Below are 12,935 nucleotides of genomic sequence, written 5' to 3'. Positions count from 1 at the left end.
TTCGCCGGGGTGGCCGGTGCGTGGGTTCGGGTCGTTCGTCGCCTTCACGCCCCCGACTCCTCGACTTGCTCGGAAACGCGCTGTTCAGAGGCGAGTTGCTCAGTGCCGGGCTGATCGGAGCCGGGCTGATCGGAGCCGGGCTGATCGGTACCGCGCCCGGCGGCGGGCCACACCGGCGGCGGCCCCTGCATGTACAACCGGCGGTGCGCGATGCGCCACGCCGTGCCCTCGCGGTGCAGCAGATCGACGTAGTTCCCCAGCCGGCGCAGTCCGAGCCGGCCGTCGGTGTAGCTGCCGGTGACGGTGAAGATCGAGTACACCTCGGCCGTGTCCGGGCCCAGCCTGGTGACCAGCAGGTTGGAGGTGGCGTGCCGGGAGTGGACGCCCACCGTCTCCCGGTTGTGTTGCCACAGCCGGGCCAGCCCGTCGGTGATCTGCTCCCGGGTGGAGACCGTGGCGGGAAAGCCTTCGGGTGCGGGGCTCATCTCGAAGAGCGCGTCCGCCGTGTAGAGGGTGCCGAGCGTCTCGAACTCGCCGGAGTCGAACAGCAGCCCGGCCGCGACGACCACATCGGTGACGGCGGCCCGCTCGATCAGCATCCGGTGGTCGAGCTGGGTCGTCTCGCCTGGGTGCAGCCAATGGGTCTCGCTCACGGGGTCCTCCTGTTGCCGTTCTGCTTGTCGTGCTGCTCGTCGTGCTGCTTCTCGTGCTGCTTCTCGTGCTGCTCGTCGTGCTGCTTGTCGTGCGGCTGGAGCGCGGACAGCCAGGACCACACCGCCGCCGCCGTGGTGTCGGAGTGATCGCCGACCATCGTGCAGTGGTCGCCGGGGACCTCACCGGCCTCGTGGCCGGGCGGCCAGTGCGAGCGCCAGTCCGTGACGGCGGGCTCGTCCGGTGAGCCGGGTACGCAGTCCCGCGGCCGTAGGAACAAGGTCCGTGCGGCGACCGGACCCGGCTGCCAGTCGCGGAACAGGCGCCGGTAAGTGCCGTACGCGGTGATGGCGGTCACGTCGGGCCGGGCGAAGGTCTCCCGGCGCACCACGAGTTCGTAGTTCATGGCGCGGCGCAGCGCCGGGGACATGCCGTCGGGCAGGTAGGTGTCGAGGAGCACCAGGGCGGAGGGCCGTACGCCGGCCGCCTCCAGTCCCTCGGCCACGGCGTGGGCGAGCCAGCCGCCGGACGAGTAGCCGAGGATGACGACCGGCCCGTCGCCGCGAGCGTGCAGCACCTGCCGGACGAGCACCCCGACGAGCGCGTCGACCGTGGCCGCCAGCGGTTCACCGGCCCGGTAGCCCGGGATCGGGACCACCGCGAGGTTGGTGCGGCCCTGGAAGTAGCGGGCCAGCCGGGCGAACTGGATCGCCGGCTCGACGGGGGCGAACGGCGGGAACGCGAACAGGGTGGGTCCGTGGTCGGCGTGGGCCATGCGTACGAGGCGGGGTGCCGGATCGAAGTCGGCGGGGTCGTCGTAGGTCTCCCGCAGGCCCGCCACCCCGACGCACAGCGACTCGATCGCCCGCATCTTTCCCAGCAGCGCCAGTCTGCGGTACAGCGCGTGCAGCCCGCCGCCGTCCTCGGTCCCGGTGTCCGGTCCGGTCAGCGTCTCCTCGCGCAGCAGCGTGGTCAGGTGCTCGGCAAGCGCGGCCGGCGTCTCGTGGTCATAGATCAGGCCGGTGGGCAGCGGGTGGTCGGTCGCCTCGGTCAGCCGGTTGCGCAGGCCGACCGCGCGCAGCGAGTCGAAGCCCAGTTCATGGAACGGCCGTTCGGGCTCGATCGCGTCGGCCGAACCGTGCCCGAGTTCCGCGGCGACCTCCCGCCGCACGACGTCGAGCAGTGTGTCCCGCTGTTCCTGGCCGGACTGTCCGGCCAGTCGCGCGCGCAGGTCGGACCGGGCGGCGGGGCCGGCCGGGGCGGGTCGCGGGACCAGGCCGGCGATCAGCGGGCGTGGCCGGGCCGCGGTGTAACCGGTCGCGAACCGGGCCCAGTCCACATCGGCGACGACCGGTGCCGGGGCGCCGCTCGCCACGGCCCGGTGCAATGCCCGTACCGCCAGGTCGGGGTCCATCGGCCGCAGGCCCCGGACGGCGTACCGGTCGCCGGCTCCTTCGGCCATACCGGGACCGGCCCACACGCCCCAGGCGATCGAGGTGGCGGCCAGGCCGCGCGCGTGCCGCCGGTGCGCCACGGCGTCGAGCACCGCGTTGGCCGCGCAGTAGCCGCCCTGCTCGCCGCTCCCCCACACTCCGGCGGCCGACGAGAACAGGACGAAGGCTTCGAGGTCGTCCTCGGCGGTCAGCTCGTCGAGCAGGACGGCCCCGGCGGACTTGGCCGCCATCACCTCGGCGAGTTGTCCGGGGTTGGTCCGTGCGATCGGCAGGGTGGGTTGCGGGGCCCCCGCGGTGTGCACGACGGCCCGCACCGGGCTGCCGTGGGCGCGCAGTCCGGCCAGTACCGAGGCGAGCCCGTCGCGGTCGAGCACATCGCAGGCCACGACGTCGACCTGGGCGCCCAGCGCGGTCAGTTCGTCGCGGAGTGCCGGTGCGCCCGGTGCGTCCGGGCCGCGTCGGCTGAGCAGGACCAGATGCCCGGCTCCGCTCCTGGCCAGCGAGCGGGCCACGTGCCCGCCGAGCCCGCCGGTGCCGCCGGTGATCAGCACGGTTCCGGTGGGCCGCCACGGCTGCCGGCCCCGGGGTACGGGGGTGCGGGTGAGGCGGCGTGCGTAACGGCCCGACGGCCGGATCGCCACCTGGTCCTCGCCGGGGTCGAGGGCGAGTACTTCCGCGAGGGCGGTCAGGTCCGCGCCGTCCGGTGTGGCGGGCAGATCGACCAGGCCGCCCCACCGTTCGGGGTGCTCCAGTCCCACCACCCTCGCCAGTGCGGCGACCGCCGCGCCCGCCGGGCCGCTGACCGCTTCTCCGGACACCGAGGCCGCGCCGGCGGTGACGCACCACAGGGGTGCGGTGAGGCCCGCGTCGCCGAGCGCCTGCGCCAGGACCAGGGTGGTGGCCAGGCCGGTCGGCACGCCCACGAGGCCGGGGAGCGGGTCGGTGGCGCCGTCGAGCAGGGACACGATCCCGGTGGGCGCCGTGGGCAGCGCACCGAGCCGGTCGGCCAGCGCCGCCCGGTCGGGGTCGGCGACCGTCAGCCGCGACACATGGGCGCCGGCGGCGGTGAGGGCCGAGGCGACGCCGTCGCCGGCGGCGCCGTCCACGGGGAGGACGAGCAGCCAGGTGCCGCCGAGGGGCGGGGCCGGGTGCGCGGCGGGCAGCGGCTGCCAGGTGATCCCGTAGTGCCAGTCCGGCCCGTCGTCGGCGGGCGCGGCGTACGGGAGCGTCGAGCCGAGCCAGTACCGGTCGCGCTGGAACGCGTACGTGGGCAGCTCGACGTGCCGACGCCGGGCGCCCTCGGCCCGACTCGGCGCCGGTGCCTGGCCGCCCCGCACGATCAGCCGGGCCAACGCCCGCTCGAACGTCTCCGCCTGGCCCTCGTCCCGGCGCTGCGTGGCCACGAACACGGCGCGCCGGGGGTCCGGGACACAGTCCTGCGCCAGCGAGGACAGCACCGCGTCCGGGCCGATCTCCAGGTAGGTGCCGACGCCTGTCGCGTCGAGTGCGCGCACCGCGTCGGCGAACCGCACCGTGCGGCGCACGTTGTCGAGCCAGTACTCCGCGCTGCCCAGTTCCGCGCCGGACACCACCCGGCCCCGGGTCGTGGACACGAACCCGGTGACCGGCTCGCCGAAGGACACCTCGGACAGCACCTCGGCGTACCGGTCGAGCATGGGGTCCATCAGCGCCGAGTGGAAGGCGTGCGTCACGGCGAGCCGCGTGGTCTTCCAGCCCCGGGCGGACGCGGCGTGCTCCACCAGGACCACCTCGTCCTCGGCGCCGGACACCACCACCGAGTCGGGGCCGTTCACGGCGGCGATGTCCACCGGCCGGCGCAGGTCCCTCAGCACCGCCAGTACGTCGGGCTCGCCCGCGCGCACCGCGCTCATGACCCCGCCGCCCGGCAGTTCCTGCATCAGGGAACCGCGCGCCGCGACCATCCGCGCCGCGTCCGGCAGGGACAGTACGCCTGCCACGTGCGCGGCGGAGATCTCGCCGAGCGAGTGCCCGAGCACGAAGTCCGCGGTCCGGCCGAACGACTCGTACAACCGGTACAGCGCCACCTCCACGGCGAAGAGCGCCGGCTGCGCGAAGCCGCTGAGGTCGAGCGCGGCTGCCTCGGGGGTGCCGGGCTCGGCGAAGACGGTCTCGCGCAGCGGAGTGGGCAGGAGCGCGTCGAACCGGTCGCACAGCGCGTCGAACGTCTCGGCGAACACGGGGAACCGCTCGTACAGCTCACGCCCCATGCCGGGCCGCTGCGACCCCTGCCCGGTGAACAGCGCCGCCGTCCGGGCGCGGCCGGCCACGCCGGTGACCACCCGGTCGGCCGGCGTCCCCTGGGACAACGAGCGCAGGCCCGCCAGCAGTTCGCCCCGGTCGTGGGCGGTGACCACGGCCCGGTGGTCGAACAGCGACCTGCTGGTCACCAGCGCACGGGCCACGTCGGGGACGGTCGCTCCCGGTCGCCGGTCCAGGTGGTCGTGCAGCTTCGCCGCCTGCGCGCGCAGCGCTGGCTCGCTCTTCGCCGACACGACGACCCACGGCAGCGGCAGCGGGCCGGGGGATTCCTCGGCCACGGCGGTGTCGGCCACGGCGGTGTCGTGCGCGTCGGTCACGGGCGCTTCTTCGAGTACGACGTGTGCGTTGGTGCCGCTGATGCCGAACGAGGACACCGCGGTCCGCCTGGGCCTGCCGGTCTCGGGCCAGGCCCGCTGTTCGCGCAGCAGTTCCACCGCACCGGCCGTCCAGTCGACATGGGACGACGGCTGCCCGACGTGCAGGGTGCGGGGCAGTACGCCGTGCCGCATCGCCTGCACCATCTTGATCACCCCGGCCACGCCCGCCGCCGCCTGGGTGTGACCGAGGTTCGACTTCACCGACCCCAGGTACAGCGGCCGTTCGGCCGGCCGGTGCTGTCCGTAGGTGGCCAGCAGCGCCTGGGCCTCGATGGGGTCGCCGAGGCTGGTACCGGTGCCGTGGGCCTCGACCGCGTCCACGTCCGCCGGAGACAGGCCCGCGTCGGCCAGCGCCTGCTGGATCACGGCGCGCTGCGCGGCACCGCTGGGCGCGGTGATGCCGTTGGACCCGCCGTCCTGATTGGTGGCGCTGCCCCGTACCACGGCCAGCACGGGGTGCCCGTGCCGCTGGGCGTCGGAGAGCCGCTCGACCAGCAGCAGGCCGGCGCCCTCGCCCCAGCCGATGCCGTCGGCGGTGTCGGCGAACGCCTTGGACCGCCCGTCCGCCGCCAGGCCGCCCTGCCGGGCGAACTCGGCGATCGGCGTCGGCGATCCGGTCACGGTGACTCCGCCGACCAGCGCGAGGTCGCACTCGTGCGCACGCAGTGAGCGGATGCCGAGGTGCAGGGCGACGAGCGAGGAGGAGCAGGCGGTGTCCAGGGTGACGGCGGAGCCGGCCAGTCCGAGGGTGTAGGAGATCCGGCCGGACAGCACGGACGTCGAGCTGCCGGTGACCGCGTCGCCCTCCGACCCGTCGAAGGCGCCCATGGTGCTGAGCGCGTAACCGGTGAAGGCGCCGCCGACCACCACGTCGGTGCGGCTGCCGCGCAGGGTCGAGGGATCGATCCCGGCCCGCTCGACGGCCTCCCACGCGGTCTCCAGCAGCAGTCGCTGCTGGGGGTCCATCCCGGTCGCCTCCTTCGGCGATATGCCGAAGAACTCCGGGTCGAACCCGCTCGCGTCATGGAGGAATCCGCCCTGGCCGGGTCCGGCACCGGGCGATGGCCAGCCGCGGTCGGCGGGGAACGCGGAGATGGCGTCGGCTCCGGTGGTGACCAGCTCCCACAGCCGTTCGGGCGAGTCGGCGCCGCCGGGGTAGCGACAGGCCATGCCGACGATGGCCACGGGTTCCAGCGGGCGGGCCCGGGCCTCGGTGAGCAGTTGCCGGGTGTGGTGGAGTTGTGCGGCGGTCTCGCGCAGGAGACGCCGGAGACGGTCGTCCTGGGACATGGTCGTTCCTCGGTCGGTGGGTCGGCCGGCTGGTGTCAGGAGATGCCGAAGTTGTCGTGCAGGTACCGGAACATCTCCTCGTCGCCGGCCCCCTCCGGGATCACCTCGGCCGCCTCGCCGCCGGGGGCGGCGGCGGTCCAGTTCGCCACGAGGGCGGCCAGGCGGGCGGTGACCCGGGCCCGCCCCTCGGCGGTGAAGGCGGTGGTGTTCAGACCGGCTTCCAGCCGGTCCAGTTCGGCGAAGGCGGCCACCGGCGCTCCGGTGTCGTCCGTCGGCGCGAGTTCGGAGCGCAGTCGGCGGGCGAGGTCCTGCGGGGTCGGGGACTCGAAGACCACGGTGGTCGGCAGCCGCAGTCCGGTGGCGGCGTTGAGGCGGTTGCGCAGTTCGACGGACATCAGCGAGTCGAAGCCCAGGCCACGGAAGCTGCGGTCGACCTCGACCGCTTCCGGTTCCGGCTGGCGCAGCACGCCGGCGGCGCGTTCGCGCACCAGGTCGAGCAGGATGTCCTCCTGTTCGGCCGGGGAGTGCCCGGCCAGCCGTTCCCGCAGCGGCGCCGCCCGGTCCGGGCCGTCGGTCGGCGGGCCGCCGGCGAAGTCCGCGACGAGCGGGCTCGGCCGTAGGGCCGTGAACGCGGGGATGAACAGCGACCAGTCCAGGTCCGCCACCACCGACGTCGGCGTGCCGTCCGCGACGGCCCGGCTCAGCGCGGTGATCGCCGGGCCGGGGGGCATGGCCCTGACCCCGAGCCGGTGGAACAGCTCCCGGAGTTCGTCCGGGGTGTCCGACAGACCGGTCTCGGTCCAGCCGCCCCAGGCGATCGACGTGGCCGGCCGTCCGGCGGCCCGGCGCCGTTCCGCCAGGGCGTCGAGATGGGCGTTGGCCGCGCTGTAGGCGCTGTGGCCGCCCCCGCCCAGTACGCCGGAGAGCGAGGCCATCAGGACGAAGGCGTCCAGCGGGGTGTCGGCGAGCAGGGCGTCCAGGTTGGCCGCGCCCACGGCCTTTCCGGTGACCACCTCGGCGAACTCCTCGACCGTCGTCTCCGAGATCGGCGCGTGGTCGCCGCTCACGGCGGCGGAGTGCACCACCGCGCGCAGCGGTGTCTCCTCGGGGATGCGGGCGAGCACCTCGGCGAGCCCGGCGAGGTCGGCCGTGTCGCAGGCTTCGAACGCGACCGTGGCGCCGGACTCGGCCAGCTCGGCGGCCAGTTCGGCGGCACCCGGGGCCTTGGCGCCCCGGCGGCTGAGCAGCACCACGTGCCGGGCGCCGTTGCGGGCCGCCCACCGGGCGACGTGTGAGCCCAGCGCTCCGGTGCCGCCGGTGACCAGGACGGTGTCCCGTGGCCGCCACGGCTCGCCGGCGCGCTCCGGGGCGCCGGCCCGGACCAGTCTGCGGGCCGTCGCGCCCGACGCGGTCAGCGCGATCTGGTCCTCACCGGTCCCGCCCGCCAGGACCGCGCTCAGCCGTGCCTCGGCGGCGGGGTCGGGCGCGGCGGGCAGATCGACCAGGCCCGCCCACAGCCTCGGGTGCTCCTGCGCGACCGCGAGTCCCAGGCCCCAGATCTGCGCCTGGGCGGGGCTGGGCGCCCGGCCGGTGGCGGACGTCGCACCCCAGGTCAGACACCAGAGTTTCGCCGTGCTCCTGGCCTCCGCCGTCATGGCCTGCGCCAGGGCCAGCGTCAGCGCCACTCCGGTGGGGAGCGCGGGGTGGTCCGGGTGGGGTTCCTCGGCCAGGGCCAGCAGTGACACCACTCCGGCGACCGGCTGGGGGCCGCCGAGCGCGTCCCGCAGCCGTTCGGCGATCCGCCGGCGGTCCGCGTCGTACGTCGACAGCGTCACCGTCCTGACCTCCGCGCCGCCGTCCTCCAGGCGGGCGAGCACGGCTCGGACCCGTTCGTCCTGCTCGTGCGCCTCCGGCAGGACGGTCACCCAGGTGCCCTGCGGGGCCCGCGTCCCGGCGGGCGCCAGGGGCGTCCAGGCGATCCGGTACCGCCAGGAGTCCACGGCGGCCCGCTCCTGGGCCTGCCGGTGCCAGGCGGCGATGGCGGGCAGTGCCGCCTCCAACGGGGTGTCACCCGTGACGCCGAGCAGCCGGGTCAGCGCGGGCAGGTCGCCGCGGTCCACGGGGTCCCAGAACGGCCGGGCCGCCGCGTCCGCCGTCAGCGCCGCGGGCGCGGTCTCCGTCCGCTCGCTCTCAGTCCGCTCGCGCTGCTCCCGGCCGCACTCCTCCCGGCCGCGCTCGTCGGCCAGCCAGTAGCGCTTGCGCTGGAAGGCGTAGGTGGGCAGGTCGACGAGTTCGGCGTCGGTGAAGGCGGCGCGCCAGTCGACGGCGCCCCCGCGCACATGGACCTCGGCGACGGCGGACAGGAACTGCTCCCGGCCGCCGTGGCCGCGCCGCAGCGTGCCGACGACGGCGGCGTCCCGGCCGGACTCGTCGATCAGGTCCTGTATGCCCATCGTCAGCACGGGCTGCGGGCCGACCTCCACGAACAGGCCGTGTCCCGCGTCGAGCAGGGCGCGTACGGCGGTGTCCAGCCTGACGGTCCGGCGCAGGTTGCGGAACCAGTAGCCGGCGTCGAGGCCCGATGTGTCCTGACGGCCGCCGGTGACCGTGGAGTAGAACGGGATCTCGGCCGCACCGCGCGGTGCGATGCCCGCGAGGGACGCCTCGATCTCCTCCCGCAGCAGATCGGCGTGGCCCGTGTGCGCGGCGAAGTCCACTCCCGGGACGCGCCAGCGCAGCATGCCCCGGCGGGAGAGTTCGCGCTCGAACTCGTCCAGGGCGGCGGCGTCGCCGGAGACCGTCACGGCCGTCGGCCCGTTGACCGCCGCGACCCACAGGCGCTCGCGCCACGGCTCCAGCAGCTCCGCCGTCTCGGTGGCCGCCGCCACCACGGAGAGCATCCCGCCGAGGCCGCACAGCCGCCGCAACGACTTACTGCGCAGGGCGACCACGCGCGCCGCGTCCCGAAGGGACAGCGCCCCCGACACACAGGCGGCCGCGATCTCGCCCTGGGAGTGCCCGACCACGGCCGCGGGCGTCACCCCGTACGACAGCCACAGGCCCGCCAGCGACACCATCGTCGCGAACAGCACCGGCTGGAGCACATCCACCCGGTCGAGTCCCGGCGCGCCGTCGACGCCCCGCACCACGTCGAGCAGCGACCAGTCGACGTATTCGCCGACCGCGGTGGCGCACTCGGCCATCCGGGCCGCGAACACCGGTTCCGCGTCCAGCAGTTCGCGGGCCATCCCGTCCCACTCCGTGCCCTGGCCGGGAAAGACCAGGACCGGCCGCCGCGCCGCCTCCGCCCGGCGCCCCCGGATGAGGTGAACACCGTGCCCGGACTCCTCGGCGAGCGCGCCCAGACCCTCCAGGAGGGACGTCCGGTCGTTCCCGAGCACGACGGCACGGTGGTCGTGGGCCGTGCGGGTCAGCGCGAGCGAGTAGCCGACGTCGGCCGGGCGCCGGTCGTGTTCGCGTACGTGCGCGCGCAGACGCTCGGCCTGGGCGCGCAGCCCCTCCGGTGAACGGGCCGAGAGCGGCCAGGGCACGACGACGTGCGGTGTGCGGCGTCGCTCGGCGGGGGGCGGCGGCGCCTGTCCGGGCAAGTCCGCCGGTGGCGCCTGTTCGAGTACGGTCGCCGGTGGCGCCTCTTCGAGCACTGTCGCCGGTGGCGCCTCTTCGAGCACGACATGGGCGTTGGTGCCGCTCACCCCGAACGACGAGACTCCCACCCGCCGTGGCCGGTCCGTCTCCGGCCAGGCCCGTGACGCGGTGAGCAGCCGGACCGCGCCGCCCGACCAGTCCACCTGGTCGCTGGGTTCGTCCACGTGCAGGGTGCCGGGCAGCACTCCGTGCCGCATCGCCAGCACCATCTTGATCACGCCGGCCACGCCTGCCGCCGCCTGCGTGTGGCCGAGGTTCGACTTGACCGACCCCAGCCACAGCGGCCGTTCGGCCGGCCGGTCGCGGCCGTACGTGGCCAGCAGCGTGCGCGCCTCGACGGGGTCGCCGAGCCTGGTGCCGGTGCCGTGCCCCTCCACCGTGTCGACGTCGTCCATGGAGAGTCCGGCCGCGGCCACCGCCGCCTCGATGACCTGTTGCTGTGCCGTCCCGTTCGGGGCGGTGAGGCCGTTGGACGCGCCGTCGGAGTTGACCGAGGAGCCGCGCAGGACTGCCAGTACCCGATGACCGTTGCGTCGCGCGTCCGAGAGCCGTTCCACCAGCAGCGCACCGGCCCCTTCGCTCCAGCCGGTTCCGTCGGCCGCGGCGGCATAGGACTTGCAGCGCCCGTCCGGTGCGAGGCCGCCGTGCTGGGCGAACACTTCGAAGACGGCCGGGGTACACATCACCGACACCCCGCCGGCCAGCGCCAGATCGCACTCGCCCGAGCGCAGGGACTGTGCCGCCAGGTGCAGAGCGACCAGGGACGAGGAACAAGCGGTGTCCACGGTCATCGAGGGGCCGCGCAGACCGAAGGTGTAGGAGATGCGCCCCGAGACGACACTGCCCGAGGCCCCGGTGACGAGGTGCCCGGTGAGGTCGGTCGGTATGGGGACCGCGGAGAGGGCGTAGTCCGAGCCCATCGTCCCGGCGAACACCCCGGTGCGGCTGCCCCGCAGCGACTCGGGGTCGATCCCCGCCCGTTCGAAGGTCTCCCAGGCGATCTCCAGCAGCAGCCGCTGCTGTGGATCCGTCGCGAGCGCCTCGCGCGGTGCGATGCCGAAAAACCCGGCGTCGAATTCGTCGGCACCGGCCAGGAACCCACCGCGGCGGATGGGGACGGCCGCGGATACACCGGGTTCACCGGGCAGTACGACGGCGTCCGGCGGCGCGAGCGGCCAGCCGCGGTCGGTCGGAAAGTCCGACACGACGTCCCGGCCCTCGATCATCAGTCGCCATAGGTCTTCCGGTGAATCCACCCCGCCGGGGAAGCGGCACCCCATCCCGATGATGGCAATCGGCTCACGCCCGCGTTCCTCGGTCGCCCGGAGGCGTTCGGTGGTCAGGTCGAGTTCCGTGGTGACCCGCTTGAGGTAGTCGAGCAGTTTGTCGTTGCCCACCATCCGAATCCTCCCGGAAGTCAAACAAGGTACCCCGCAAGCAGAAAAGCAGCACATGCATATGCGATGCCTTCTTGACAGGGCGGGTCACAGCAAATCATCAGCAGCGACAGGGCACCTCGCCGAGCGACCACACCTGAGGCAGTCCGCTAATTCAAGCCGACATGGTCGAAATCATGAAAGCGCCTACAAAGAGATTGTCCACACAGACCAACCGCAATGTCTTTGGTCATAGAACCTATATCACCGAGGCATGCCGCCAAAAGGCACGCTGAAGGTTTTATATAAAGACCTAGTCTCGGAGATTGTGCTTCCGTCGGCGCAACCCGGAATCGCCATAAGGGCTCATACAGTTAATGCACTCCGGCCGAGGTTCGGGCGACAGGACTGCTGCCGCATCCGCGTCCGGCGGCGGCCCGTCATGACCGTGGCGCCCGCACCGGAGCTCCGGCGGATCGGGCAGCGGCGCCACGCACCCGCACGCCTGCTCCGGCCCAGGCTTCGCAACCGCCCGGCTGACTGTGGTCATGCCGGTCTATCCTTACCCGGGAGCCTTGAGGAGGTCAGCACGCCATGACATCGGACACCCCGGCGAACTTCGGCGCACCGCCGCCGTACGTCAGCCAGGAGCAGGTGCTGATCCAGTTGGAACAGCGGATCCTGAGCGGTGCGCTCAAGGTCGGGGACCGACTGCCGTCCGAGCGGACGCTGTGTGCCGAGTACAAGGTCAGCCGGCCCGTAATCCGCGAAGCGCTCCGCGGCCTACAGGAACGCGGGTACATCGAGATCTATCCCGGACGTGGCTCGTTCGTACGCGGGGTGGTGGCCAGCGATCTGGCCCGGCCGCTGACCCGGCTGGCGCAGCGCACCGGTGTCACGCCGCGACACCTTGTCACCGCGCGCACGATGCTGGAGTGCCAGGCGGCCGGGATGGCCGCGCAGTACGGGAGCGACGAACAGATCGAAGAGATCCGTGCGGCGCTGGAGCGGCACCAGGCCGCCCGCACCCTCCAGCAGCTCGCCCGTACGGATCTCGCGTTCCACGAGGCGGTGGCCCGGGCCAGCGGCAATCCGGTCATCGTAGTGATGTTCGGGGCGATTCGCCCGCTTGTGTACGGCCTGATGCTGCGAAGCCTGAGTGACAGCGAGGTGTTGCGGGCCGCCGACCCCTGGCACGTGACCATCTATGAGCGCATCGCCCGGCGGGACGCGGAGGCCGCCCGGGGCGGCATGTCCGAACATCTGCGGCTGGCCCTGGACCTCTATGGAGAGGACCTGGACGTCCCGCTGGAGGACGTTCTGGCGGGTCGGGGCATCGATGTCGCCCGACTCGAGGAGGAGCTGACGGGCGGACGCTGATCCCTCCCGGTCGCCTTTGCCTCCACCACTCTCCATCGGTGACCAGGGGGCTCGATCTCCCGCCGTGTGCGGAGTGATCTCGGACGCGAGCTGTGCTGCTGCCGGGACCTGGCCGTCGAGCCCGTGTCGTCACAGCACCCTTGTTCAGGATTCACGCGCAAGTGACGGCGGTCGATGTCTTGACAGACCGACACCGCGCAGGGGAAAAGAGAGCTAGCGGTATAACCGGTCAGACCGGCGGTGTGTCACTCCTCCTCCCCGACCGGTGTGGCCGGCCTGGTCCCGAAGAGAGAGGCACGTTGGCCGTGTTCCTCAGCAGTGCACAGATCCGCACCACAGTCCCCGTCCGGGCACAGCCGCCCGGACCCAACTGCCCGGGCATCGGCGACGTCGTGTTCACGGTGCCCCGCCCGAAGACCCGCCTTGAGTAGTTCCCGTCC

Annotated in this window: 4 protein-coding genes; 1 reads left to right on the top strand and 3 read right to left on the bottom strand. The window is 73.4% G+C overall.

What is annotated here, in order from left to right; genetic code table 11:
• Nucleotides 1-44: 44 nt before the first annotated feature.
• From ACK1X7_RS37590 to ACK1X7_RS37580, 3 genes are read right to left on the bottom strand one after another with little or no spacing between them, the layout of a single operon-like run.
• A complete protein-coding gene (locus tag ACK1X7_RS37590) occupies nucleotides 45-653 on the bottom strand; it encodes a nuclear transport factor 2 family protein (RefSeq protein WP_413116311.1) in 609 nt (202 codons plus the stop codon).
• The gene (locus tag ACK1X7_RS37585) at nucleotides 650-6,073 is read right to left on the bottom strand and encodes an SDR family NAD(P)-dependent oxidoreductase (RefSeq protein ID WP_413116310.1); all 5,424 of its coding nucleotides are present in this window, start codon (nucleotides 6,071-6,073) and stop codon (nucleotides 650-652) included. Before ACK1X7_RS37585 ends, ACK1X7_RS37590 begins: the two co-directional genes overlap by 4 nt.
• 35 nt (nucleotides 6,074-6,108) lie before the next feature.
• Nucleotides 6,109-11,139, bottom strand: coding sequence for a type I polyketide synthase (locus ACK1X7_RS37580; protein WP_413116309.1), 5,031 nt, complete (start codon nucleotides 11,137-11,139; stop codon nucleotides 6,109-6,111).
• Between the two features lie 570 nt (nucleotides 11,140-11,709).
• On the opposite strand from ACK1X7_RS37580, the gene ACK1X7_RS37575 reads away from it, so the two are divergent.
• The gene (locus ACK1X7_RS37575; RefSeq protein ID WP_385141417.1) at nucleotides 11,710-12,495 is read left to right on the top strand and encodes a FadR/GntR family transcriptional regulator; all 786 of its coding nucleotides are present in this window, start codon (nucleotides 11,710-11,712) and stop codon (nucleotides 12,493-12,495) included.
• Nucleotides 12,496-12,935 lie beyond the last annotated feature (440 nt).

Source organism: Streptomyces sp. CY-1 (assembly GCF_047218265.1).
GTDB classification, from domain to species: domain Bacteria; phylum Actinomycetota; class Actinomycetes; order Streptomycetales; family Streptomycetaceae; genus Streptomyces; species Streptomyces niphimycinicus.
This window is presented reverse-complemented; position numbering and strand designations above follow the sequence as displayed.

Excerpts from the sequence above, each read along its gene's own strand:
- ACK1X7_RS37585 (WP_413116310.1), bottom strand. The coding sequence starts at position 6,073 with ATGTCCCAGGACGACCGTCTCCGGCGTCTCCTGCGCGAGACCGCCGCA.
- ACK1X7_RS37575 (WP_385141417.1), top strand. The coding sequence starts at position 11,710 with ATGACATCGGACACCCCGGCGAACTTCGGCGCACCGCCGCCGTACGTC.
- ACK1X7_RS37580 (WP_413116309.1), bottom strand. The coding sequence starts at position 11,139 with ATGGTGGGCAACGACAAACTGCTCGACTACCTCAAGCGGGTCACCACG.